We start from the raw sequence: 24,570 nt of genomic DNA, 5'->3' as shown, positions 1-24,570 counted from the left end.
TAATTCAGCAATAATTATTGGTGAAAGATTCGTCTGCCACCATTTTATTATTTCATGAGGGAGTAACTGGCGGCGCTAGCTGCGACAACATCACCAACTCCGAAAGAAATTTCTGGTGTTGTCTTAAACGGTGAGACTTATGTATGTTCTATTTAGCATACAGAGGTCTATTTTTTTTCGTTTTGCTACGAACCCATAAATCTAAAAACGTGTTCGTTTCGCGATTATGAAGTAAAATAGATTTAAGTAGCTACAAATTATAAGGAGGAAGAACATGTCAGAAGAAAAAAAGGTTCAACTATCTGAAGCATTTTACACGCAGTCAGATGAAGAGGTCTTACAAAAATTTGATACGACAGTTGAAGGATTGTCAGATCAAGAAGCCAAAAAAAGGCTAGAGAGTTACGGCGCCAATGCATTAGATGAAGGGAAAAAGAAATCGATCATCGTTAAATTCTTTGAACAATTTAAAGACTTTATGATTATCGTATTATTATTTGCTGCAGTGATTTCAGCAGTATTTTCAGGTGATATGGTTGATTCATTCATCATTTTGCTTGTTGTAGTATTGAATGCGATTTTCGGTGTGATTCAAGAAGCCAAAGCAGAACAAGCAATTGAAGCGCTGAAAGAAATGTCTTCACCAAATGCGAATATTCGTCGTGATGGTCATGTGATCACCGTTAAAAGTGACGAATTAGTACCTGGAGATATTGTTTTATTAGAAGCAGGGGACGTTGTTCCAGCGGACTTACGCTTATTAGAAGCTGCTAGCTTGAAAATTGAAGAAGCAGCCCTTACTGGTGAATCTGTTCCAGTTGAAAAAGAAGCGACTATTTTAGAAGGTACTGCATCTGAGATTGGGATCGGTGACCGAATTAATATGGCTTATTCAAGCAGTAACGTCACTTATGGCCGCGGAATTGGTGTGGTTGTCGGTACAGGAATGAACACAGAAGTTGGTAAAATCGCGGGTATGCTAGCCAACGAAAAAGAAACAGAAACACCATTAAAACAAAACTTAAACCAATTAGGTAAAATGTTGACGATCGCAATCTTAGTGATCGCAGCGATTATGTTTGTAGTTGGTATGATGAATGGCCGTACATGGATTGATATGCTATTAACGTCTATTTCATTAGCCGTTGCAGCTATTCCAGAAGGACTTCCTGCAATCGTAACGATTATTTTAGCTTTAGGTACACAAAAAATGGCGAAGAAAAATGCCATTGTCCGCAAACTACCTGCCGTTGAAACATTAGGTAGTACAGACATTATCTGTTCTGATAAAACAGGGACATTAACATTAAACCAAATGACGGTTGAAACTCTTTATACAGATAATGAAGTGAAACCTGCAACAGATGCTGTTGCACTTGATAATATGGCATTAAAAATCATGAACTATACAAATGATACGAAAATTGCACAAGATGGTTCATTGATTGGTGATCCAACTGAAACAGCCCTTGTTCAATATGGGTTAGACCACGATTTCAATGTAACTGAAAAAGTTGCGGCTGAACCTCGTGTGGCAGAAATTCCATTTGATTCTGATCGGAAACTAATGACGACTGTTCACCAATTAGCAAATGGAAAGTTTCTAGTTTCTGTAAAAGGTGCGCCTGACGAATTACTAAAACGTTGTAATCAAGCCTTATTAAATGGGCAAACACCAGTAATGGATGACAAACAACATCAAGAAATTTTAACGACCAACACAAAACTAGCCAAGCAAGCATTACGTGTTTTAGGAATGGCTTATAAATTTGTCGATACAGTTCCAGCTGAAATGGATTCTGATCTAGTTGAAAAAGACTTAGTTTTCGCAGGACTTGTCGGCATGATCGATCCGGAACGTAAAGAAGCAGCAGAAGCGGTTAAAGTTGCTAAAGAAGCTGGTATTCGTCCAATCATGATTACAGGGGATCATAGAGATACAGCAGAAGCAATTGCCGCTCGTCTTGGTATCATCAAAGAAGGCGACGATGACGCAGTAATCACAGGTGCTGAATTAAATGAATTGTCTGATGAAGCCTTTGCCAAAGTTGTTGGGCACTATTCCGTTTATGCTCGTGTATCTCCTGAACATAAGGTTCGTATCGTTAAAGCGTGGCAACAAGAAGGTAAAGTGGTTGCGATGACAGGGGATGGTGTCAATGATGCGCCAGCCTTAAAAGCCGCAGACATTGGTATCGGTATGGGAATTACTGGTACAGAAGTATCAAAAGGTGCTTCTGATATGGTTCTTGCAGATGATAACTTCTCTACAATTATCGTGGCAGTTGAGGAAGGACGTAAAGTTTTCTCAAATATCCAAAAAACGATTCAATATCTACTTTCTGCCAACTTAGGGGAAGTATTAACACTATTTATCGCAACGATGCTTGCTTGGGATACTTTACTACCGGTTCATTTATTATGGATTAATTTAGTAACCGATACATTCCCGGCAATTGCTTTAGGCGTAGAACCTGCGGAGCGTGACGTGATGAGCCATGCACCGCGTGGTAAAAAATCAAACTTTTTCTCTGGCGGTGTCTTAAGTAGTGTGATTTATCAAGGGATTGTTCAAGGCGGCTTGACATTATTTATTTACAAGATGTCTATTGAATTCCCAGCACACACAGCAGCAAATATGCCTCATTTATCTGCAAACGCATTATATGACTTGCAACATGGTGATGCATTAACAATGGCATTTGCAACATTAGGTTTAATTCAATTGTTCCATGCCTTTAACGTAAAATCAATTTACCAATCAATCTTTAAAGTGGGTCTATTTAGAAACAAATCATTTAACTGGGCAATCTTAGTATCGTTCTTGTTATTAGCAGCGACAATCGTGATTCCTGGATTTAATGACCTATTCAGTGTTACTTCTTTAGATGCTTACCAATGGGGACTTGTCGCAGGAACATCATTTGCGATTATTCCAATTGTTGAAATTGTAAAATTTGTTCAACGTAAAATGGGTAAGAGCTAATAACTAAAAAAACAAAGCATTCGCTATCTTTCATAGCGTTTGCTTTGTTTTTTAGTTGTAAATTATTTTTTTATTAGAATCGTCACTAAGGCATCAATCTTTCTAAATTAAATTTCTGTCCAGAAATATTTAAACTTTCCCATGAATTAACTCTTACGTAAGGAATCACTTTACCGTCCACTGCATTTAAGACTTTTCCAGAGTTAATGTTTACTAATTTAACAGAACCATCTGGAATGCCCCAAGAATCAATGACAGGCTCCAACCTCCAACGTTGTGTTGGAATACCGATACTTTGGTAATCCCAAATTTGAACAGGTGCCCCGTTAAATACATTAGACCCACCAATTTCTACAGATTTCCATCCAGTTGTTTCAAAAAGAACAAATTCGCCATTTCCAATATTTTTGATGTAAAATACGGCTGCGGCGCCATAATGATGCGTCCACATATGGAGACCATTTCCATTAACACTTTGGCCGCCCATTACATCTAAATAAAATGGCGCATCTTTGAATCGAACTTGGTAAAGACCATCATCAACATAGGATGTCCCAGGGAAAAATGAGCGTGTTTGGCTAGGTTTTACCCCTTGAACTTTTTCAGAAGCAATTTGATCTGCTTTTTGAAATTGTTCTCTTGAAATAATACTGTTTGATACTTCAACTTTTTTTACATGTTCCATGATACTTTCTGAAGTTGCTTGAGCTACTGAGCTAAAACTAACTATAGCGAAGAGAAGTGTTGCTCCTAATAATAATTTTTTAATCATAGTAAAACTCCTTTTTTGTCATTTAGAAAAAAATAATTTACAATAATTATTATAACATTAAGTATGTTAATTACAACCTTTGTCGAGTAAAAAGTAAAATATCGGAAATTTAGAGTAGAGTAAAAAGATTTACTTAAAATAAAAAAGTTTATTTATATTTTTAAGGTCAAAATAGGTCATAAAAGTGGACAAATTTTCTGTTTGCGGTATTATTAATATAGACGATGTCTCGTTTGAATTATCTAATATCATAAGTTAGCATCTCGAAAAAGGATCGAATATGATTGTGGCAAAAGCATCATTCACATAATTGCCTCTCATTCATTCGAGGCTAAAAGAACTTGTTTAAATTTTAGGATTATCTAGCTACATGGGCTAGACTTTCAGATAAATCATGATCAGTATTATAGTCAATGTTGTATTTGAGCCAAAACAAGCCCATTATGCTTTTAAAAATAAGGAGGTCATCTGACACATGAACTATTTAGATGGAAATGAAGAAACAGAAGAAAAACAACAACCCAACGTGTTTATGAAAAAACTATTTGAAGAAAGAACCATTTTGATCTATGGTGAAATCAACCAAGATTTAGCCAGAGAAGTTACTTCTCAATTGCTTTTATTAGCAGCTATGGGTGATGAACCAATCAAAATCTTTATTAATAGCCAAGGTGGACACGTTGAAGCTGGAGATACCATTCATGATATGATTAAATTTGTAAAACCAGAAGTAATCGTGATCGGTACTGGTTGGGTAGCAAGTGCTGGTATTACCATTTATCTAGCTGCTGAAGGGAAAAATAGATACAGCTTACCAAATACCCGCTACATGATCCACCAACCTGCTGGCGGTGTTCAAGGACAAAGTACAGAAATCCAGATTGAAGCGAAAGAAATCATCCGTATGCGTGAACGTGTCAACCGTTTGATTGCTGAAGCAACGGGGCAAACCTATGAAAAAATCGCAAAAGACACAGACCGTAATTTCTGGATGTCAGCTGATGAAGCGAAAGAGTACGGGATGGTATCTGAAATCATTCAAACAAGTGATGAAATCAAATAAACGTATAAATGTTTTTATACTGTTTCAGACTGTAGATAAAGTTGCTAAAAAAGACTGTATCTACAGTCTTTTTTAGCGGAATTTGACCATGGTGATGGGCTTATAAACAATTTTTATTAACGCCAGAAGAAAGCCTCGATACTCTCGAAAAATCACTAAAACAGATTTTTTGTTAAAAAATAGTGTTATTAAGGAGAGTAAAACCAGTTTCAGGAAATAAAAAAACATCAAAAGGTAAAAATGTTATGTTATTTTATTCTTAACTAGTTAGTTATCCTAAACAGTTGAATCAAATTAAAGAGAGGCATAAAGGGGTGACACTATAATTAATAGCCATAAAGTGTGCTTTTTAGTTAGAATGATCAAAATTCCTTTGAAAAGTTGTGTGTACTCTAAAATCACCAAAGTAGCTCAGTTACTATACGTATTAAAGTTTTCAAACAATGGAAAATAGAGCATTTTCAAATACTGCTTGTCATCAGGATAGTAAAAAGTGTAAAATTAAGTGATTACCAAAAGAAAGTAGGAATAATTGTGAAACCAAACTTAGGATATTATGTACAAAACATCAATGATATTGTTAAAGAAACAGAAGAAGTCGGCGAAAAAATGAATGATTACTATGAAGAAGTGCGTAAAGCCATTGATGAAGAGAAAGCTTCTGAGCTATCACCTGAACGAATTGCTGAAATTCAACGTATTTTTCAAGATGGAACGAAAGAGTATACAATCATGTTAGAAAAAGTTACTAAATTACGTCCACCAGCTCGTGTGATGGGGATCCATAAGAAATTTGAGCGTTCATATATTGAATATTTGGCTGGATGTAATGAAATGATTTTATCCTTAGACCCAGAAAAAGGAATAGATATTGATTTATTCAATGCGTCAGAAGAAAAACAAGATGTAGCTACAGATGACATTTCATTCGCTATTACTCGAATGAGCAATCTTTTGTTAAAAAAATAAAAAAATAAATGAAAAAATGACAAAAATAAATAGTAGTTAATTTCTTTTTAATGTTATTTTTAGTAGACAAATAAAAAAAAGTGTTGTATTATAAATTCATACCAACAACAACCTTTTTATTTTTCATTTTACTCTTATTGAGTAATACTCCTTTTCCATCGGCCTTTTCCGCCGATGGTTTTTTATTTGTTTTTAAAATGTGTCATTATATGTATTTTAAAAATAATATATTTTTATAAATATTTTCTAAAATAAAAAGGAGTATGAGGCAAACGTAATTTTTACGTTTGCCTCATACTCTAATTGCGAATAAACGATAGGAACAAAAGCAATCCATTGAGAAATAACACTTCTGCCCGACCTCTTTAAATGACGAACTTGTTTGTTTTAATTTTCTACATTGCGTACATATTCATCGAAATACTTAAGGAGATCTGATTTAATTTTTTGATAATCTTCTTCTGTGTACTCACCGTCTTCAATTGTTCCATTAAAAAATGGAATTTCCAACTCTTCACGTAAGCGATCTAGGACTTCGCTTTGATCCATTTAGGCACCTTCTTTATCTGTTGTCTCTTCTATTATAAAACATTAAAATCATTCGTCAACTGCTCAAAAGAATCTTTCATCGCAGCTAATTTGCTGTAAAGCATCGCGCTGTTGTCTTCTTCTAATAAAAAGACTTGTTTTAATTCAAAATAAAATTCTTCAAAAATAGCAAAAAATGCCTGAACTTCTGCTGAAGTCAGTTCATTATTGCTGTAGTAAAAAATTCGTACACTATGATAGTAAGTGAATACTTCGTTAATGTTCAAAAGAATACGATTATCATCAGGACGTGGACGGCTAGTAACTAAATCATAAAGTGATAAGCTTTTTGTATGGATTTCGGATAAATAAGATAAGAGTAGTTCTACTTTTTCATTACTTGTTGACATGTTCAATCGACCTCCAATTTTCCTAATTATAATAAAAAATAGATAGAAAGAGAAATAGGACACTCACTTGAAGAGATAAATTTATTTAAGATGGCAAAAGAAAGAAAAAAAGTTGACAAATAAATGAGTTTACTCTAATATTATTTCCAATAGCAAAACTCATTGAAAAGAAGAGTACACAAGCAGACATTTAAACCCAGTATATTTACGTGGGAACCAGAGAGCTTTCATTTGGTGGAAGAAAGCAAATGAAGACTTGTCGAAAATGATCTTGGAGAGGAAAAGTCATTAGTGATTTTTACGGCTGCTACCGTTAGCAAAGCACCAAATCAAGAAGTTATTCGGCGTTTGGATTAAGATGGAAGTTATTTCCAATAAAGGTGGTACCGCGATAGTCGCCCTTTACTAGTGTAAAGCTAGTAGAGGGCGTATTTTTAGTTCATTCTAAGTTGCTTTTCAATGAGAATAAATGAAAAGAGGTGGTCATTATGCAAGAAGGTGACATGTGCTGTAGCAGAATTAAAATAATAAGCCAAATAAAAAATAGAAGAGGAATGAAGCATAATGACAAAATCTAATTACCAATTTGAAACGATCCAAATTCACGGCGGACATGTACCAGATAAAGAGACGAATTCTAGAGCTGTTCCAATCTATCAAACAACTTCCTATACGTTTGATGACACTCAAGATGCCGCAGAAAAGTTTGCATTGTCTAAAGCAGGAAATATTTATACGCGTATTACAAACCCTACGACTGCTGTTTTAGAAGATCGATTGAATGAACTAGAAGGCGGTGTTGGTGCAGTGGCGGTAGCTTCAGGGACAGCCGCAGTGACTTATGCAATTCAAAATCTTGCGAGCAGTGGTGATCATATCGTTTCAGCTTCGACTTTATATGGAGGAACCTTTAATTTATTTGCCCATACATTGCCGGAGTTTGGCATTACGACGACATTTGTTGAGCCAGATCAAGTCGTCCATTTTTCAGAAGCGATCAAAGACAATACAAAAGCGATTTTTGTAGAAACGATCGGCAATCCAACGACAAATGTTGCTGACCTAGAAGCAATAGCAGAAGTTGCACATGCTCATGGTCTGCCGTTGATTGTTGATAATACGTTTGCCACGGCCTATTTAAATCGTCCATTTGACTTTGGCGCAGATATCGTTGTTTATTCAGCGACAAAATTTATTGGTGGACATGGTGTCGCATTAGGTGGTGTAATCATTGATTCTGGAAAATTCAACTGGGCAAATGGAAAATTTCCTAAGCTGGTTGATCCAGATCCAAGTTATCATGGACTTTCTTATACTAAAGATATTGGTGCAGCAGCGTACATCACACGTTTGCGGGTTTCTTTATTAAGGGATACAGGTGCAGCGATTTCGCCATTCAATAGTTTCTTATTGATTTTGGGTTTAGAAACATTATCTTTGCGATTAGAACGTCATGTAGAAAATGCTCTGACTGTTGCGGAATTTTTGAATAAGCACCCGAAAGTTCAATGGGTCAATTACCCAGGTTTACCTGATAATAGATATCATCAGCTTGCAGCAAAATATTTACCTAAAGGCGCAGGTTCAGTGTTTACTTTTGGTGTGAAAGGTGGAGCCGAGGCAGGGAAGAACTTGATCAATCATGTCGAACTCTTTTCACTCTTAGCCAATGTTGGGGATGCAAAGTCATTGATCATTCATCCTGCTTCAACAACACATTCTCAATTAAGTGATGAAGAATTAAATGCTTCTGGAACTTCACCAGAATTGATTCGTTTATCAATTGGAATTGAGAATATTGATGATATTCTAAAAGATTTGGAACAGGCATTAGAAAAAATATAGTAAAAAAGAGGTTGAGATAAAAGTCGATTAGGTTCGAGCAATTGGAATAAAAATCGAACAATACGCTTCTTGTATTGCTCGATTTTTGCGAAATTGCCGAAGAACCTGACTTTTGTCCACCGTTTATTAGGAATTAGAGTGTGAAACAAAACTGATTTTTAGTTTTGTCACGCACTCTTTTTTGTTATATCTCCTCATTTGGTGCTTGTTTTTTTCTTTTTGCAAAAGCCTCAACTTTATGACGATTTCCACAAATTTTCATTGAGCACCATTTTCTACGTCCTGTACGATCCACAAAAAGTAATACACATTCTGGATTAGTACAACGACGCAGTTTATGAATATCATCATTAGCAATAAGTTGGGCTAAATCAAGTAAAATCAATGATTCAAATGAATGATAATCAATCATTATTGGTATGAATGATAAGGTATCATTTATAATCTCTACGCTGAAAGGATGTACTTTTGTCGTTATTTTAATTAAATTTAACAGTTCAATTTTTGTATTTTCACCAGCAATCAGCGCTGATAATTTTTCATACAGCAACTCTCTAAAAGCGATGAGTGTTGAATGGTCATCGACTTTTTCAAAATAGGGTTTAAATAGTGATAATTGATAAGAGTAACGACTATTTTTTTTATTTCGTGATCAAACCAGTTTGCTAAATCACTTCTTGACTCGATCAACTCAGTGATTTTTCCATTTTTTGAAATCTTTGTGTTGATGAAATCTAATATTAAACAATCAGATACATCTGGAAAATGATGAGACAAAAGACTCCCTCCTCTTTAACTAAATATGATTTTATCATAGTTCAATCATTAATGCTAATAACTAACTCGTAAAAACGTTGTTGACAGGTTAGTTGCAACTAACCTATAATACATTTATAAGGGGGTTAGTTAAATGGAGGTGTTAAAAAAAATGTTCACAACTGAACGTTCACCGTTAAAAGTAGATTTAAAGGCAGCGATTATAGGGTTTATGGGCGGTTTTATTGTCATTTTTAGTTTAATCGTTCTAACCGAGAAGACTGAATGGAGCTGGATAATGGCACCATTTGGAGCGAGTTGTGTTCTTACTTTCGGTGTATGGGATGCGCCACTTTCTCAACCAAGGAACATTATTGGTGGCCATTTTATTTCAACGTTTATAGGGTTAGCGTGTCAGACATTACTTGGCAACTCAGTGGCTTCGATTGCAGTAGCAGTTGGCTTTTCGATAATGTGTATGATGCTGACAAAAACAACGCACCCACCAGCTGGGGCAGATCCATTAGTTGTTATGATGAGTCAGACGGGTTGGAATTTTCTATTTACACCTGTGTTAATAGGTTCTGTGGTCATTGTAGTAATTGCCTTAGTTGTAAATAATCTAGATAAAAAAAGAAAATATCCAACGTTTTGGTTGTAAAATTTTTAAATTGTAATTGAACAGAAAAAAGAGAGGAATGGTAATATGACAATAAAAGTAGGAATCAATGGATTTGGACGAATTGGACGTTTGGCGTTTCGTAGAATTAAAGAGGTATCGGATCAGATTGAAGTGGTAGCGATCAATGATCTGACTAGCCCTAAAATGTTGGCTCAATTATTACAGTTTGATTCAACTCATGGAGCTTACGATGGTAAAGTTAGTGCAACAGATGATGGGATCATCGTGGATGGTCAAGAAATTAAGATATACGCACAAGCAGATGCCCGTCAGTTAAATTGGGTAAAAGAGCAAGGAGTAGATATTGTTTTAGAGTGCACAGGATTTTATACCTCAGAGATAAAAGCGCAAGCACATCTCGATGCAGGAGTAAAACGTGTTCTAGTTTCGGCTCCAGCAGGAGATATGAAGACGATTGTTTATAATGTCAATGATGATACATTGACTTCAAAAGACACCATTATTTCTGCAGGATCGTGCACAACCAACTGTTTAGCACTGATGGCGCATCATCTAAATAATGAATTTGGTATCGAAGTTGGCACGATGACGACAATTCATGCTTATACGTCAACGCAGATGTTGTTAGATGGGCCAGTTAATGGTGGAGACTTGCGTGCTGCTCGTTCAGCAGCTGTCAATACGATTCCTCATTCCACTGGTGCAGCGAAAGCGATTGGGTTGGTTATTCCTGAATTAAATGGACGATTACAAGGTCATGCACAGCGAGTGCCAGTTGTAGCAGGTTCTTTGACAGAATTAGTGTCTATTTTAAAAATAAACGTTACGGCGGAACAAGTAAATGAAGTCATTCAAAAGCACACGGTAGAGAACCCTTCTTTTGACTATGATGATCGGCAAATTGTTTCCAGTGATGTCATCGGTTCTACTGCGGGTTCGATTTTTGATCCTACACAAACCGAAGTGATAACAGCAGGAGATGTTCAGCTAGTTAAAACAGTTGCATGGTATGATAATGAATACGGGTTTGTCTGTCAGATGATTCGTTTGTTGGAAAAATTTGCACATTTAGAAAATTAAATGTTGACTAATCGAATAAAGAGTATGGACTGTCGTTAGTTTATGCTCTTTTTACTTGCATGTTTAAACAAATAAAATTTGACTTTCTTAAAAAAATTCTCATAAAACTATTGACTTTGATTTAAAAGTTCTGTATCTTTAACACTATAGTTTGAATTATTTAAAAATTCTGACAATAAAGGATGTTGAAGATGATGAACAAGCAGACAACGACAATTACATTCTTATTATTACTGAAGGACTCATCACACTGATTACTAGAAACCAGCTGCAGCACAGCTTTTTCTTATCAGAGGTTGAGAGTCCTGTTTTCGCATTGCATGAACGGGATGATAGAACATCCCATATTCGTGGGATGTTTTTTTATTGCAAAACACAGCGACTGCTTGCAGAGCTGATGTTGCGCAATACTTGGCGAACGAAGAGAGAGAAGTCTCGTTCGTTTCATTTAACCTAATCAAAAAAATGAAGATTCAGAAGGGATGTATGAAAAATGAAAACGATCCAATTCTTTGATACCACTTTAAGAGACGGGGAACAAACACCTGGCGTAAATTTCAACACCAAAGAAAAAGTTCAAATCGCTAAACAATTAGAAAAATGGGGCATAGATACAATTGAAGCGGGATTCCCAATTGCATCTATGGGTGATTTTGAAGCAGTCAAAGCTATCGCAGAACATGCTGAAAACATGACAGTTGCAGGTCTGGCACGTTGCCAAAAAGCTGACATCGACCGCGCACATGAAGCTTTACAAAACGCCAAGCATCCGCAAATCCATGTTTTTCTGGCAACAAGCCCAGTTCATATGGAGTTTAAACTAAAAATGACACCAGATGAGGTCATTGCTTCTATTAAAGAACATGTTAGCTATGCTAGAAGCAAATTCGAGAAAGTGCAATTCTCACCAGAAGATGCGACCAGAACAGAAAAACGATTTCTATTAAAAGCTGTTCAAACAGCTATTGACGCTGGTGCAACAATTATCAATGTTCCAGATACCGTGGGTTATTCCAATCCAACAGAGTACGGCGCATTATTTAAATTTTTGATTGACAATATCCAAAGCGATCAAGAAATCATTTTCTCTTCTCATTGTCACGACGACCTAGGAATGGCGACGGCCAATGCCCTAGCAGCGATCGAAAATGGCGCTCGACGAGTAGAAGGAACGGTCAACGGTATTGGTGAACGAGCGGGAAACACTGCGCTTGAAGAAATAGCTTTAGCACTACATATAAGAAAAGACTTTTACAAAGCGCAAAGTAATATCAGATTGAATGAAACAAAACGAACCAGCGATCTCGTCAGCCGTTTGTCTGGTGTGGCTGTCCCAAGAAACAAAGCAATCATTGGCGCAAATGCCTACGCTCATGAGTCAGGCATCCATCAAGACGGTGTATTGAAAAATCCTGATACTTACGAAATCATCACCCCCTCACTTGTTGGCGTAAATGAAAATTCATTGCCGTTAGGAAAGCTTTCTGGTCGACACGCGTTTGCCACAAAAATGGTAGCTCTCGGCTATCAACTAGCAGATGACGAACTAAAAGATGCATTCAAACGTTTCAAATCATTAGCGGATAAAAAGAAACAAGTGACTGAAGAGGATCTAATTGCCCTAATGGTAGGACAGGCTCAAGAATGTAATGAGGATTATCGCTTAGAGCGTGTCCAATTACAATATGTTTCTGACGGTAGCCAAGGGGCGATTGTTTCCATCAATACAGGTGAAAATGAAAGCAAAACAGAATCGGCGATCGGTTCCGGCAGTATCCAAGCTATCTATAACTCAATTGATAAAATATTTGTCCAAAAACCAGCACTACAAGAGTATTACATTAAAGCCATTACAGGTGGAGAAGATGCGCAAGCAGAGGTTCATGTAACCTTAGCAGATAGTGAAAACAACAAACAATTTAACGGCATCGGTATTGATTTTGATGTTTTGCAAGCTTCAGCAAAAGCATATGTAAAAGCCAGTGAACAATTTCAAAAAGAAGTGGGGAAAGCCTAATGAGCAAACGAATCGTAGCATTGCCAGGAGATGGGATTGGTGCAGAAATCATGGATAGTGCACTAACAATTTTGAATGAAATCATGATCCAGGATAATCTGGATTTTGACATCGAACATTTTGCGTTTGGTGGTGCAGGCATTGATGAACAAGGTGAGCCTTTGCCTGAAAAAACGTTAAAAGCCTGTGAAAAAGCCGATGCAATTTTACTAGGTGCTATCGGCGGCCCAAAATGGGACGATGCACCAAAACGTCCAGAACAAGGGCTACTTGGCTTAAGAAAAGCGTTAGGACTGTTTGCTAATATCCGTCCAATTACAGTACCAGATGCAGTGGTTCATTTATCTCCTTTAAAAGAAGAAAACGTTCGAGGCGTAGATTTTGTTGTTGTACGTGAGCTAACTGGGGGCATCTATTTTGGTGAAAAACAATTAGAAGAGACAGAAGCCTCAGATCTATGTACGTATTCTAAAGTAGAAATCCAACGTATTATCAGAAAAGCCTTTGAAATTGCTCGGACTAGAAACAAAAAAGTCACCTCTGTTGATAAAGCGAACGTATTAGCGACAAGTAAATTATGGCGTCAAACAGCCGAAGAAGTGGCACAAGAATTTCCCGACTGTACGCTAGAACATCAGTTGGTAGATTCAGCAGCCATGGTCATGATTCAAAAGCCTAAAGACTTTGACGTAATTGTGACGGAGAATCTATTCGGCGATATTTTAAGTGATGAAGCGTCGGTGATTCCAGGCTCATTAGGCATGATGCCAAGCGCTAGTCATAGTGAATCCGGTCCATCATTATATGAACCGATTCATGGCTCAGCTCCTGACATCGCCAATCAAAATATTGCCAATCCAATGTCGATGATTCTGTCAGTGGCCATGATGTTACGTCAATCATTTGGTTTGGAACAATCGGCCAAGAAAATCGAAGATGCGTGCGCACGTGCTATGAATCAAGGAATCTTAACAACTGACTTAGGTGGACGTGCGACAACGACTGAATTTACGGATGCTGTAATCAAAGAACTGAAATAAAAAAAGAAAGAGTAGGTGGAAGAAACCCATGAAAAGAACGCAACAAATCCAAGCTCATTTTGACCAAGAAGCGCAAGAATTTGACGATGTGATTCAAAAAATCATTCCTTACTACAATCAAATGATCGAAGCTCTAGTTGCAAGTATTCCTTTTGATACAGATCACCCAATCTCAGTCATTGATCTTGGTTGTGGGACAGGAACTGTTGCTTGCGCTATTCAAGAAGTGTACCCAAATGCTGTATTCACTTGTGTCGATATGAGTGAAGAGATGTTGACGATTGCCAAGCAAAAGCTAAACAATCAAGCGCTCTGTATTAGTAGCTCTTTTGAAAAGCTGACCTTTGACACAACATATGACGTGGTTGTTTCTTCCCTTGCTCTTCATCATTTAGAAAACCAAGCGAGTCATCAACAGTTTTATCGCCAAATCTATGACGCATTAAAGCCAAACGGACTCTTCATCAATGCAGACGTAATCCAAGCATCAAGTCCACAACTTCAAGAGGTGTTTATGCAAAAATGGATTGCCTTTATGAATCAGCAAATTACGTTAAAAGAAATTCAAGAACGCTGGCTAAAAAGTCATTTTGAAGAAGACCGCCCGCAACCCTTAATGGAAGAGTTAAAAACATTGGAGACAGTTGGGTTTAAGGCGATAGATGTCGTCTATAAATACTATAACTATGCAGTGTATCTAGGGAAAAAGTCTTGAAGCAGAAACGAAAATAAAAAATGGATGTGACTATACATGGGAAAAACACTTTTTGATAAACTTTGGGAACAACATGTGGTATCTGGCAATGCTGGTGAACCACAACTACTTTATGTCAATCTACATCTAATCCATGAAGTAACTTCACCCCAAGCCTTTGAAGGACTAAGAGAAGCAGGCAGAAAAGTCCGTCGACCAGACAGAACATTTGGCACGATGGATCACAACGTTCCAACACAGGATATCTTTAATATCACAGATTTGGTAGCAAAAAAACAAATCGAAGCGTTGCAGAAAAACTGTGAAGAATTCGGTATAACACTTTGCGACAATGGAAGCGATCGTCAAGGAATCGTGCATATGGTTGGTCCTGAGACAGGTTTGACACAACCAGGAAAGATCATCGTTTGTGGTGATTCTCATACAGCCACACATGGTGCATTTGGTGCATTGGCTTTTGGTATCGGGACAAGTGAAGTTGAGCATGTTTTTGCCACACAATGTATTTGGCAAAACAAACCAAAATCAATGGGTGTGAAAATCACTGGAAAACTAGCCAAAGGTGTGTATGCTAAAGATATTATTTTAGCGTTGATCGCAAAATATGGTGTTGATTTTGGTGTAGGGTATGCCGTTGAATTTTATGGTGAAACGATTGAAAACCTAACGATGGAAGAACGAATGACGATTTGTAATATGGCCATCGAAGGTGGCGCAAAAATGGGGATGATGGCGCCAGATGAAAAAACCTTTGACTATGTACGCGGTAGAGAATATGCGCCAGAAGATATGGAAGCCGCAATTGCTGATTGGAAAAAACTACCAAGTGATCCAGATGCGGTTTATGATGCCAATCTAGAACTAAATGCGGACGAATTAGTTCCTTTCGTTACATGGGGCACCAATCCAGAAATGGGGATTCCGATCACAGGAACCTTCCCAGAAATTAAAGATATGAATGACGAACGCGCCTATAACTACATGGATTTAAAACCGGGACAACGACCATCAGACATTGAAATCGGCTACGTTTTTATCGGCTCATGTACTAATGGTCGCCTATCTGATTTAGAAGAAGCAGCCCGCATCGTAAAAGGAAAAAAAGTGAAAGAGGGCATCACTGCAATCGTAGTGCCAGGCTCAAGACCAGTTAGAAAAGCAGCTGAAAAAATTGGCTTAGATAGAATTTTTACAGAAGCAGGTTTTGAATGGCGGGAACCAGGTTGCTCGATGTGTCTAGGCATGAATCCAGACCAAGTACCAGCAGGCGTTCACTGTGCATCAACATCTAACCGAAACTTTGAAGGACGCCAAGGCAAAGGCGCAAGAACCCATCTTTGCAGCCCGGCGATGGCGGCAACGGCTGCAATCGTTGGAACATTTAAAGACATTAGAGAGGAGCTTGGTGCATAATGGAGGCATTTACACAACATACAGGAACCACGGTTCCACTAATGAATGACAATATCGATACGGATCAAATTATTCCAAAATCATTTCTAAAACGAATCGAAAAAACAGGGTTTGGCGAGTTTTTATTTGATGAATGGCGTTATTTACCTGATCGTACGCCGAATCCAGAATTTACGTTGAATGAACCGCAGTACAAAGGAGCAACGATTTTGATTTCTGGCGATAACTTTGGCTCAGGTTCTTCTAGAGAACATGCGGCTTGGGCGTTAGATGATTATGGTTTTAGAGCGATTATTGCAGGCAGTTTTAGTGATATTTTTTATATGAATGCGACCAAAAATGGCTTACTTCCAATCGTGTTAAAACATGAAGAGTTGGATGCATTGGCCGAACTTGGGGCAGAGGAAGAAATCACGATTGATTTGCCTAAGCAACAGGTCATTACACCAAAAGAAACCTATTCGTTTGAGATTGACAGTACATGGAAGCATAAGTTGGTGAATGGGTTGGATGATATTGCTATTAGTTTGACCCATGATGATGAGATTGCAGCTTATGAAAGGAAGATTCCAGCTTATTGGCAATGAATATGAGTTGAAGTGTCTGGGACATAACTTTGCAAGTTATATCTCAGACACCAAAAATCCGAATAAACAGCGAGAAAAAAAGCAGTTCCTTCGGAAATAAGCTGAAATAATCATTATTTTATAACTTAAGTAACAAAAAAAGACTACTTCGATTGACTCTTCTTTATTATCATACAAAAAATCTAGCTACTATCACACTTCATTTTTGAGATTCATTCAATTCTAATTTCCTCTCAGCTTTTTATTAAAAAGTAAGAAAAAAAGAAATTTACACCTATTAACTCTTATGCTATTCTGAAATTAGACTATTATCTAAACGAACAAACAGAAAAGAGGAGAATAAATGAAAAAAGCTTATTGTTTAGGGACACTTTTGTTGTGCGGGTTAATAATTTCAGGATGCGGATCAGACACATCCAAGTTAGAAGATAAAATCGATAAAATTTCTACCAAAGTGAGTAAATTAGACAAAGAAATAGACAAACTAAGTAAAACAGGTATAGACATCAGCAAAAGTTCTTCTGAGAAGACGTATACGAAAACCAAAGATAGTAAAGAGAAGAGCAAAGAATCAACGACGAATGATTCTAAAAAAGAACCGCTAAAAGATCTTTTCGCTAAAGATGCTATAGCTCAAGATGAACATGCGAAAATCCAAGTTACAAAAGTTGATTTTGTGGAGAGTACATCACCCGTTTATGAATCTTCTGGATTAGTTGTTGTCTATTATACATTAGAAAATCTTGGAACAGAAAATATCGCCCCTTACCTAAAAACATCCAGCTATATTTATGTTTCAGAGGAAGATGATGTTTCTGACACACGTATACAGGATAATGGTTTAAGTGGCTATGACGCATTTAAAAAACTTTATGAAAACAGTACATTGAATATCAAACCAAAAGCAAAAATCGAAACTGCCTCCGCTTATCATATTAAAAATGAAGACAAAAACATCAAAGTCCAAATCGGTACCTATGAGTTCACTTCATCTGGAGAAGAAAGTGTTGCCGCAAAAACATTTACACCAAAAGAAATCAAGAAAGCCTATAAAAAGAATGAGAAAATAAAAAATGATCAGGATAAAGACTAATAATATACTGTAAGATAAAAAAAGGAATGATATAAAGGGGAATGGTTAGATGAAAAAGATAAGTCGATTAGGTCTAGTTTTATTATGTGGATTAATCCTTGTAGGATGTAGCAATACAAATGCAGGCAAGCTACAAAAAAAGGTAGATAAATTGGAAAAGAATGTCGATTCACTAAGTAAAAAAATTAACGAATTAGAGGCTGTTGATACTTCTTCTGAAAAAGATGCCGCGAAAACAAAGGAATCTAAAGAACGACAAGCACGATTAGACAAGAGAGATGCAGAAGCAGAAAAACTCCTGGCAGACAAAATAAAAGTTCCTGAAACTGCGAATAAATCACAAGAACAGGTAGAATCAGAGTTTGAAGTAGCTGGTCTAAAAGTCAAATTTGTTCCTACTAACCTCGATAAGTGGGCTGTCTCAAACAAACGCAAGATTTACAAGGGAGAATGTGATTATGTACGTGATAATTCTGGGGCTGAGCTTTTTGAATCTGATAAAGTAGGCATTGAGAAACGAGGCTACTACGCTAAAAAAGGAGATACAATCCTTGTTGGGTATTCTGATCATGACTTTGATGGAACTAGCAGCGCGGAACCAGAGAAAACAACACCATCCTCTTCATCACAAGAAGCCGCTAAAGACAACAATAATGCCGCCAACAAAAGTGATATTGAAGCAGCAATCAAAAAAGTCGATGCTAAGTATGACGATATGATCAAAAAAGCGCAGGGCTATGTAGACAATCCGTCTAGCTATAAAGATTCTACCTCGTTAGAATTTCTTAAAGATTATACAGAGTTGATGGCTGAATATTCAAAATTAGGAGAAACCGTCAACAATGTCGGGGATGATTTCTCTGCTTCTGACAGTATGAAAATCTACACCAATATGCTGACAAAATACACAAAACTAATGGAACTGTATTCAAAACTCTCATAAATTTTCAATTAAGTCTGGGCCATAACTCTACGAGTTATATCTCAGACTCAAGGAATCCGAATATACGATGGGAGCAGAAGCAATTACTACGTTACACTCTGAATCCGTCAATTCTAAGTACTAAGCACCAAGATTTGAAGGATTCAGAGTATCTCAACCTCATTTCTTTAAAGATAAATAAGATTCTCATTCAAAGTATTGTAACTAAATTAGTTCATACTAGAGGTAAACTGATTTCAAAAGTAATCACGCCATTGTCTATTTCCGCAAAAATCGTCCCTTCCATTCCTTCAATAATCATTTTAGCAATCGACAACCCTACTCCTAAATGTCGGTTCGCTTTCGGAGCTTCTTCTGTATAAAATCGTTCAAAAATTCTTTCCTTCTGCTCACTACTGGTTATCACACCATCATTTTCAATATACAAGTAAAATTTCTGTTCTTTGATTTCAACGAAGACAGAAAAAGGTTATTCGTATTTTACCTCACTCAATCCGACAAGCGCTAAAACTTCATTAATTCTTGTAGATTCAATTTCTGGGTCTGATAATTTTCCACTTAGCTTCAGACTTTGAGCCGCACTCTGATTTAAGTAAAAAGCTGGATTTTCAATAATACTGCCGATTGATGACAAAGCGAATTTATACTCTTTAGAAATAGATAGGCCGTAGATAAAAATCTCTCCCTCTATCGGAAAAACCAATCGGGTAATTATTCGTAAGGTTGTTGTTTTCCCTGACCCCTTCGGTTCTAAAAATCCGTAGATATCTCCTGCCTCTAAATAAAAGTTCAAATGATCAACAATTATTTTTTGATCGATTTTTTTGGTCAGTTTTTTTACTTCTAATACTGGAAGCCGTTTTTCTTTTGACATGTTTATAATTCATTCCTTTCGCTACGCTCAAGGCACAACACCGTATGAAAATAGTGTTTACGCCTCTGGCATTTTTTTATTTTGTATTACTCTATTGATGAGAATAGTTCTATATACTACAAATCACGAGGAGGTGAGTAAGTGTGTATTTTACATGTAAACTCGCATGTTTATATGTGTAGTTCGGTACTTCAAGTACAACTAAATATGACTTTGAGCATGAAAGCTTATCTTTGCGTAAACAACTCGTTTATAGAGTACCTTACAGTCCCTGTATGGCTATTCTCCAATTTAATTTGGAGGTGTTTCTGATGTTAAAAATCGTCTATCCAAATTGTTGTGGGATTGACGTGCATAAAACTTTTGTGTTGGCGGTTATCGCTATTACAGACGATCAAGGAATTACACATTATTTTCGTCATCGCTTCTCAACTTTCACAAAAGGATTGGGTGAGCTGAAACAATGGCTAGAATACTATTCTTGTACAGAAGTCTGTATGGAATCTACAGGTAAATATTGGATTCTTATTTATAATGCGTTGGAAGACTCTTGTTCAATCTGTCTTGCTCATCTAAAATGTGTGTTAACCGATGTTCTCGGTGTCAGTGGCAGTCGTATAATTGATGCCATCCTAGAGAAGCCAGTAGAAGAAATTAACTTATCTTCTTTGATTCATGGAAGCTTAAAAGGGAAACTATCTGAGTTAGAACTCGCAATCAATGGAAAAGTTACAGATGAACAAGCAATCAAAATGCGTGTAATCAAATCTCACTATGATGCTCTAACTCTGTGTAAATCCAACCTTGAACAAGCAATCATTGATATAGCTGAGGAATTTAAAGAACAGCAAGAACTCATTCAAACTGTACCTGGTTGCGCAAAACAATTTACTGCAATAAAAATAATCTCAGAGATTGGTGTAAACATGAGCCAATTTCCAACAGCCGGTCACTTGTGTTCGTGGGCTGGGTTAACTCCTACAAATAACGAGAGTGCTAATAAGAAAAAGCCCGTTAGGATTTCCAAAGCAGGACAATATCTCAAACCACTCCTAGTTCAAATTGCCAATGCGATTGTTAAAAGTGAAAAATATCCGGAACATCGCAAGTATCTTCAACTGAAGAAACGTCGTGGTCATAAAAAAGCTATTATAGCTATTGCGCGACGATTATTAACGGCAATTTATCACGTTCTACTTAAAAATAAATCGTATGATACAATTTATTACTCCATTGAGAATGTACAACCTGATCGAACAATGACAGTAAACGAAGCTGTTTCTTTCGCTAAAAGTTACGGGTTTATAATCTTTTAAAAAAATTTTCGAGATGGAACCTTTATTTAGTGTGCTCTTTTTTACTAGCGGTATTTTTAAGAATCTTTTGTTTTATTTTCAAACTTATTCACCTCGTATGTTCTTTTGATTAAGAAAAGATACTAAAATGCTCTTCTTGATTCTTAATTTACCAAAGGAAAATAAAGTCTTTCTATCGATAAAATAAAGTTTTGATAAAGCCGATCATTCTTTGAGATAGATACATTTTTTAAACGTACAAAAAAGTGAGTGGGAGCAAAAGTAATCCCTTCTTATTTTTTCGGAGCTAAACACGTTTGTCTCATTCTCCTTTTATAAATAGTTTTAAGATTTTCAAGAAGAAGCTTGCAAAATATTTCTCAAAATAAAAAAATTTACATACATATAAGATAGTGATAAGATACGGATATAAATAGGGATAAATGAGGTGGATAAATAATGGAAGAGCTAAAAAGAAAAATTAGAAAAGATGGAAGCAGTGTAGTAATTACAGTTCCTGTAGAAATACTGGAGAGACTAGGTGTAAAAGTAGGCGATACAATTGTTTATAAGGAAGGAGAATCTGGTATTATGATTGAAGGCGAAGAGACAGCGTTTTATGAAGATGGTGAAGTAACACCAGATTTTATGTCACTTGTTCAACATACGTACGCTGAACATGAAGAAGCCTTTAAAAAATTGGTGGATAGATAATGAAATATTTATCAGTAAAACAAGTTGTTGCGATCAATACATATCAAATTCAAATTGGTTCTCCAAATGAAATAACAGGCGTAAAAGAACACTCCGCATTAGAGATGGCAATTAATATGCCAAAAGCAACTGCATTTGGTGTGGAAATGTATCCTACTATTGAAAGTAAGGCGGGAGTATTACTTATTAATTTAGTCCAAAAGCATTGTTTTCATAATGCCAATAAAAGGACTGCCGCACAAACCATGTTGATTTTTCTGAAGTTAAATAATTATGAATTTAATGTTTCAGATGATGATTTAGTTGAGTTTGTTGTATCAATAGCAACGTGGCGGAAAGGCTTCGATGAATTAAAAATAAATGTTGAAGATTTTATACGAAAACATATGGCAAAAATATAAATTGATTGTGTCGTAAATATCAAAACTTTATTAATCTATCTTTCAAAAAGGAAGTGAAGACAATGGAGTGGGATGCAAAAAAATACAATACAACCCATGATTTTATTTTCAAATATGGGGCTGGTTTGTTGGAATTACTACCGAAAGAACCGAAAAAAGTCTTGGATATTGGCTGTGGAACAGGAGAATTGACCAATCAAATTGCAGAGCTGGGGCATGAAGTGACTGGAATCGATCAATCAATAAACATGATCAATCAAGCAAAAGAAAGCTATCCTCAGTTGAATGTTTTACAGGAAGATATCTTAAATCCTTCTAAGCGAATTGGACTGTATGACAGTGTATTTTCAAATGCTGTTTTTCATTGGATACCTGATCAAGAGTTGTTGTTGAAAAATATCGCTGAACATCTAAAGGTCAATGGACAGTTGCTTTGTGAATTTGGTGCAGTGGGGAATGTTCAAGCGATTAGAGAAGCTTTTGGGCATGAGTTGAATATGTTAGGTATAGTGGTAGAAGAGCCGTTTTGTTTTACATCAGTCAAGGATTATCGGGTGTTGCTTTTGAAACATCATTTTGAGATTGTGGAGATTTTGGAATACGACCGCCCGACGCCGCTTAAAGGTGGAAGGAGTGGTTTGAGAGAGTGGATGGAACAGTTTTATGCTGGTGAGTTGAATGAATTGTCTAAGGAGGAGAAAGAGACTGCTTTTAGGAATATGGAACGGGATTTGGCGCCTAAATTGTGGAAAGAGGATCATTGGGAAGCTGATTATCGTCGGCTGAGGATACATGCTCTTAAGAAATAACCTTAGTAAATGAGTATGTACATAGGGCAAAACATTCTTGTTAGCAGAAGAATATTCTCATTATCAGTTGTATATTTAAAATACTAAACGGATGGATGCTATAGCGTCATCCGTTATTTTTATTTACTTATTTTTTAGTATTTAAAATGACAGAATAAAAAAATATGCTAAACTATCTATGGGGAATAAAAAATAGTAAGCTATTATTACTAACGAGCAGGAGTGGGTAGAAAGTGAAGAAAAAAGTTTTGGGAATTTCTATTGGCGTAATAGCACTTATCGCGATCATTATCGGAGTGATTGTGCTCCAGAAACAAGCAACTGAAAAGAAAAAAATCACCACCGCACAAAATCAAATAGTCACTATCGAAAAGGAAACAGCAAAAGAAGGCGATCTTTACAAAGAAGTCGAAGCACTTTTTGATGAAAAACAGGATTTCCTAAGCAAGGAAATCAAAACCACAACTATCAAAGAAATCAAAGATAAGCTTCTAAAGAAACAAACAGAAATTAAAAAATTGAATCATGAATTCAACAACAAACTAAACACCAATACAGCTGAAACGAATAGTAAAAACTTACAGAAAAAAGTTGCTTTAGCGCAGAGTAAATGGGAAATACAAACAGAAGTAAACGAATTATTTAGTTCAAAAGAACCCGCAATCAAAGGAGATAACATCAAAACAGAATTGCCGATCACCATTGATTTGACTAAAGAAAAAATCACTAAAGTAACGGATAAAATCAAAGAAAATAAAGAACTAAAAGGCAAATGGAAAGAAGCAATCGACTCTATGCTTAAAAATGCCACCGACCAAGTAAACCAAGTAGAAAAGATAAAAAACTTACTCAACGAATCCTTTAACGGAAACGTACCAAAAGAAACTGTCCAACAAAGCGATTATGACACTTTAAATAAAGAAATTGAAAAGGTCAAAAATGAAGAACTAAAAACAGCATTCACGGCAAAATTACTTTTAATGAAAGCCATGATCGAGACAAAAGGTCAAATCAACGCCTTAACACAACAACAACAAGCAGCTGAAGAAGAAGTCAATAAAGCAATAGAAAAAGCCAAAGCAGATACAACTAAAGCATTAGAACAAGCTAGAGGAGACGACAAACTATTGCTCGGCTATTCTGATGATCAAATTGAATATGCTCGTGTGTGGTTAACAGTGATTGGCGTGAAACCGTCAGAGTTAAATGCAAAAACAATACCTGCCGGAACACCAATCAATCAATATGATAAAGGAAGTGCTACGTATCCAACCGATGTTATTATACTTTACGGCGGTTATAGTGCGGAAGGTCAAATCGTTTATTCAAGCAATCGAAATGGAACAATCAATGTCTATCCAGTACCAAGCCATTGGCAAATCGGCGCAGAAAATGCTAATAATCCTGAATTTGTAGCTAAAATGACGCAAGATATTTTGGATAATGTACGATTGGTGAATGTGGATGTTGGGAATCCACGAGATGTGTTGGATGTGATTAAGGTACAGAAGTAAATGAAATTATAATAGTGGAATAGGTAGTTTGGAAATGGGAATTTTCTAGACTGCCTGTTTTTTTATATACAGTAAATAGAATGTATATAAGGTTGATGGATGT

Annotated in this window: 25 protein-coding genes and 1 other annotated feature; of the genes, 18 read left to right on the top strand and 7 right to left on the bottom strand. The window is 36.4% G+C overall.

From position 1 onward, the window contains the following. Positions 1–274: 274 nt before the first annotated feature. Positions 275–2,986 (top strand): cation-translocating P-type ATPase, encoded by a 2,712-nt coding sequence (locus tag A5880_RS03010; protein WP_086331731.1) that lies wholly within the window; start codon positions 275–277, stop codon positions 2,984–2,986. Positions 2,987–3,071: 85 nt separating this feature from the next. Here A5880_RS03010 and A5880_RS03005 read toward each other — a convergent pair whose 3' ends face one another. Further along, on the bottom strand, positions 3,072–3,758 hold the full coding sequence (locus A5880_RS03005; RefSeq protein ID WP_086331730.1) for an RICIN domain-containing protein: 687 nt from the start codon (positions 3,756–3,758) through the stop codon (positions 3,072–3,074). Positions 3,759–4,233: 475 nt separating this feature from the next. Here A5880_RS03005 and A5880_RS03000 point away from each other — a divergent pair, with 475 nt between their 5' ends. Beyond that, positions 4,234–4,821: an ATP-dependent Clp protease proteolytic subunit gene (locus tag A5880_RS03000; protein WP_086331729.1), complete on the top strand. Its 588-nt coding sequence runs from the start codon at positions 4,234–4,236 to the stop codon at positions 4,819–4,821. 534 nt (positions 4,822–5,355) lie between these two features. Further along, complete coding sequence (locus A5880_RS02995; protein ID WP_086331728.1) at positions 5,356–5,790, top strand: hypothetical protein; 435 nt, start codon at positions 5,356–5,358, stop codon at positions 5,788–5,790. 387 nt (positions 5,791–6,177) lie between these two features. Here the strand turns inward: A5880_RS02995 and A5880_RS02990 are convergent, their stop codons facing one another. Beyond that, on the bottom strand, positions 6,178–6,339 hold the full coding sequence (locus A5880_RS02990; RefSeq protein ID WP_086331727.1) for a hypothetical protein: 162 nt from the start codon (positions 6,337–6,339) through the stop codon (positions 6,178–6,180). A 32-nt stretch (positions 6,340–6,371) separates the two neighbouring features. Further along, positions 6,372–6,728, bottom strand: a complete 357-nt coding sequence (locus A5880_RS02985; RefSeq protein WP_086331726.1) for a hypothetical protein — start codon at positions 6,726–6,728, stop codon at positions 6,372–6,374. A gap of 153 nt (positions 6,729–6,881) precedes the next feature. Then, positions 6,882–7,134 (top strand) — a binding site (T-box leader). A gap of 158 nt (positions 7,135–7,292) precedes the next feature. Between A5880_RS02985 and A5880_RS02980 the strand changes: the two genes are divergently transcribed. Next, positions 7,293–8,573: an O-acetylhomoserine aminocarboxypropyltransferase/cysteine synthase family protein gene (locus tag A5880_RS02980; RefSeq protein ID WP_086331725.1), complete on the top strand. Its 1,281-nt coding sequence runs from the start codon at positions 7,293–7,295 to the stop codon at positions 8,571–8,573. A gap of 184 nt (positions 8,574–8,757) precedes the next feature. On the opposite strand, the gene A5880_RS02975 is transcribed toward A5880_RS02980, so the two are convergent. Both A5880_RS02975 and A5880_RS02970 read right to left on the bottom strand, forming a co-directional pair. Beyond that, the gene (locus A5880_RS02975) at positions 8,758–9,123 is read right to left on the bottom strand and encodes a CGNR zinc finger domain-containing protein (protein ID WP_336576941.1); all 366 of its coding nucleotides are present in this window, start codon (positions 9,121–9,123) and stop codon (positions 8,758–8,760) included. Beyond that, positions 9,096–9,350 carry a hypothetical protein gene (locus A5880_RS02970; RefSeq protein ID WP_336576940.1) on the bottom strand — a complete coding sequence of 85 codons (255 nt, stop codon included), beginning with the start codon at positions 9,348–9,350 and terminating at the stop codon, positions 9,096–9,098. Before A5880_RS02970 ends, A5880_RS02975 begins: the two co-directional genes overlap by 28 nt. Before the next feature lie 133 nt (positions 9,351–9,483). Here A5880_RS02970 and A5880_RS02965 point away from each other — a divergent pair, with 133 nt between their 5' ends. The 9 genes from A5880_RS02965 (at position 9,484) to A5880_RS02925 (ending at position 18,860) form a co-directional block, all read left to right on the top strand. Then, on the top strand, positions 9,484–9,990 hold the full coding sequence (locus tag A5880_RS02965) for an HPP family protein (RefSeq protein ID WP_086331724.1): 507 nt from the start codon (positions 9,484–9,486) through the stop codon (positions 9,988–9,990). A gap of 45 nt (positions 9,991–10,035) precedes the next feature. Then, on the top strand, positions 10,036–11,052 hold the full coding sequence (gene gap, locus A5880_RS02960; protein WP_086331723.1) for a type I glyceraldehyde-3-phosphate dehydrogenase: 1,017 nt from the start codon (positions 10,036–10,038) through the stop codon (positions 11,050–11,052). A gap of 493 nt (positions 11,053–11,545) precedes the next feature. Then, complete coding sequence (locus A5880_RS02955) at positions 11,546–13,069, top strand: 2-isopropylmalate synthase (protein ID WP_086331722.1); 1,524 nt, start codon at positions 11,546–11,548, stop codon at positions 13,067–13,069. After that, positions 13,069–14,109 carry a 3-isopropylmalate dehydrogenase gene (leuB, locus tag A5880_RS02950; RefSeq protein ID WP_086331721.1) on the top strand — a complete coding sequence of 347 codons (1,041 nt, stop codon included), beginning with the start codon at positions 13,069–13,071 and terminating at the stop codon, positions 14,107–14,109. Before A5880_RS02955 ends, leuB begins: the two co-directional genes overlap by 1 nt. Positions 14,110–14,137: 28 nt before the next feature. Further along, positions 14,138–14,824: a class I SAM-dependent methyltransferase gene (locus A5880_RS02945; RefSeq protein ID WP_086331720.1), complete on the top strand. Its 687-nt coding sequence runs from the start codon at positions 14,138–14,140 to the stop codon at positions 14,822–14,824. 36 nt (positions 14,825–14,860) lie between these two features. Beyond that, a complete protein-coding gene (gene leuC, locus A5880_RS02940; RefSeq protein WP_086331719.1) occupies positions 14,861–16,237 on the top strand; it encodes a 3-isopropylmalate dehydratase large subunit in 1,377 nt (458 codons plus the stop codon). Next, complete coding sequence (gene leuD / locus A5880_RS02935; RefSeq protein WP_086331718.1) at positions 16,237–16,824, top strand: 3-isopropylmalate dehydratase small subunit; 588 nt, start codon at positions 16,237–16,239, stop codon at positions 16,822–16,824. Before leuC ends, leuD begins: the two co-directional genes overlap by 1 nt. Positions 16,825–17,167: 343 nt before the next feature. Then, positions 17,168–17,917, top strand: coding sequence for a hypothetical protein (locus tag A5880_RS02930; RefSeq protein ID WP_086331717.1), 750 nt, complete (start codon positions 17,168–17,170; stop codon positions 17,915–17,917). A 49-nt stretch (positions 17,918–17,966) separates the two neighbouring features. Beyond that, positions 17,967–18,860 carry a hypothetical protein gene (locus A5880_RS02925; protein ID WP_086331716.1) on the top strand — a complete coding sequence of 298 codons (894 nt, stop codon included), beginning with the start codon at positions 17,967–17,969 and terminating at the stop codon, positions 18,858–18,860. Positions 18,861–19,074: 214 nt separating this feature from the next. Here the strand turns inward: A5880_RS02925 and A5880_RS02920 are convergent, their stop codons facing one another. After that, complete coding sequence (locus A5880_RS02920; RefSeq protein ID WP_086331715.1) at positions 19,075–19,308, bottom strand: ATP-binding protein; 234 nt, start codon at positions 19,306–19,308, stop codon at positions 19,075–19,077. Between the two features lie 21 nt (positions 19,309–19,329). After that, on the bottom strand, positions 19,330–19,734 hold the full coding sequence (locus A5880_RS02915) for an ATP-binding cassette domain-containing protein (RefSeq protein WP_086331714.1): 405 nt from the start codon (positions 19,732–19,734) through the stop codon (positions 19,330–19,332). 311 nt (positions 19,735–20,045) lie between these two features. On the opposite strand from A5880_RS02915, the gene A5880_RS02910 reads away from it, so the two are divergent. From A5880_RS02910 to A5880_RS02890, 5 genes are all read left to right on the top strand, one after another. Next, positions 20,046–21,050: a transposase gene (locus A5880_RS02910; RefSeq protein WP_179190489.1), complete on the top strand. Its 1,005-nt coding sequence runs from the start codon at positions 20,046–20,048 to the stop codon at positions 21,048–21,050. Between the two features lie 438 nt (positions 21,051–21,488). After that, positions 21,489–21,743 (top strand): AbrB/MazE/SpoVT family DNA-binding domain-containing protein, encoded by a 255-nt coding sequence (locus tag A5880_RS02905; RefSeq protein WP_086331713.1) that lies wholly within the window; start codon positions 21,489–21,491, stop codon positions 21,741–21,743. Then, a complete protein-coding gene (locus A5880_RS02900) occupies positions 21,743–22,144 on the top strand; it encodes a type II toxin-antitoxin system death-on-curing family toxin (protein ID WP_086331712.1) in 402 nt (133 codons plus the stop codon). Before A5880_RS02905 ends, A5880_RS02900 begins: the two co-directional genes overlap by 1 nt. Positions 22,145–22,206: 62 nt before the next feature. Next, a complete protein-coding gene (locus tag A5880_RS02895; RefSeq protein ID WP_086331711.1) occupies positions 22,207–22,953 on the top strand; it encodes a methyltransferase domain-containing protein in 747 nt (248 codons plus the stop codon). A 233-nt stretch (positions 22,954–23,186) separates the two neighbouring features. Next, positions 23,187–24,467: a hypothetical protein gene (locus tag A5880_RS02890; RefSeq protein ID WP_086331710.1), complete on the top strand. Its 1,281-nt coding sequence runs from the start codon at positions 23,187–23,189 to the stop codon at positions 24,465–24,467. The last annotated feature ends 103 nt before the right edge of the window (positions 24,468–24,570 follow it).

This window comes from Enterococcus sp. 4G2_DIV0659 (genome assembly GCF_002140715.2).
Taxonomy (GTDB): Bacteria; Bacillota; Bacilli; order Lactobacillales; family Enterococcaceae; genus Enterococcus_L; species Enterococcus_L mansonii.
This window is presented reverse-complemented; position numbering and strand designations above follow the sequence as displayed.

Bases quoted from the DNA above. Each gene is read 5' to 3' on its own strand.
- A5880_RS02990 (WP_086331727.1), bottom strand. From the start codon at position 6,339: ATGGATCAAAGCGAAGTCCTAGATCGCTTACGTGAAGAGTTGGAAATT.
- A5880_RS02925 (WP_086331716.1), top strand. From the start codon at position 17,967: ATGAAAAAGATAAGTCGATTAGGTCTAGTTTTATTATGTGGATTAATC.
- A5880_RS02895 (WP_086331711.1), top strand. From the start codon at position 22,207: ATGGAGTGGGATGCAAAAAAATACAATACAACCCATGATTTTATTTTC.
- A5880_RS03005 (WP_086331730.1), bottom strand. From the start codon at position 3,758: ATGATTAAAAAATTATTATTAGGAGCAACACTTCTCTTCGCTATAGTT.
- A5880_RS02900 (WP_086331712.1), top strand. From the start codon at position 21,743: ATGAAATATTTATCAGTAAAACAAGTTGTTGCGATCAATACATATCAA.
- gap (WP_086331723.1), top strand. From the start codon at position 10,036: ATGACAATAAAAGTAGGAATCAATGGATTTGGACGAATTGGACGTTTG.
- A5880_RS02985 (WP_086331726.1), bottom strand. From the start codon at position 6,728: ATGTCAACAAGTAATGAAAAAGTAGAACTACTCTTATCTTATTTATCC.
- leuD (WP_086331718.1), top strand. From the start codon at position 16,237: ATGGAGGCATTTACACAACATACAGGAACCACGGTTCCACTAATGAAT.
- A5880_RS03010 (WP_086331731.1), top strand. From the start codon at position 275: ATGTCAGAAGAAAAAAAGGTTCAACTATCTGAAGCATTTTACACGCAG.
- A5880_RS02930 (WP_086331717.1), top strand. From the start codon at position 17,168: ATGAAAAAAGCTTATTGTTTAGGGACACTTTTGTTGTGCGGGTTAATA.
- A5880_RS03000 (WP_086331729.1), top strand. From the start codon at position 4,234: ATGAACTATTTAGATGGAAATGAAGAAACAGAAGAAAAACAACAACCC.
- A5880_RS02955 (WP_086331722.1), top strand. From the start codon at position 11,546: ATGAAAACGATCCAATTCTTTGATACCACTTTAAGAGACGGGGAACAA.
- A5880_RS02915 (WP_086331714.1), bottom strand. From the start codon at position 19,734: ATGTCAAAAGAAAAACGGCTTCCAGTATTAGAAGTAAAAAAACTGACC.
- A5880_RS02945 (WP_086331720.1), top strand. From the start codon at position 14,138: ATGAAAAGAACGCAACAAATCCAAGCTCATTTTGACCAAGAAGCGCAA.
- leuC (WP_086331719.1), top strand. From the start codon at position 14,861: ATGGGAAAAACACTTTTTGATAAACTTTGGGAACAACATGTGGTATCT.
- A5880_RS02905 (WP_086331713.1), top strand. From the start codon at position 21,489: ATGGAAGAGCTAAAAAGAAAAATTAGAAAAGATGGAAGCAGTGTAGTA.
- leuB (WP_086331721.1), top strand. From the start codon at position 13,069: ATGAGCAAACGAATCGTAGCATTGCCAGGAGATGGGATTGGTGCAGAA.
- A5880_RS02965 (WP_086331724.1), top strand. From the start codon at position 9,484: ATGGAGGTGTTAAAAAAAATGTTCACAACTGAACGTTCACCGTTAAAA.
- A5880_RS02910 (WP_179190489.1), top strand. From the start codon at position 20,046: ATGTTAAAAATCGTCTATCCAAATTGTTGTGGGATTGACGTGCATAAA.
- A5880_RS02980 (WP_086331725.1), top strand. From the start codon at position 7,293: ATGACAAAATCTAATTACCAATTTGAAACGATCCAAATTCACGGCGGA.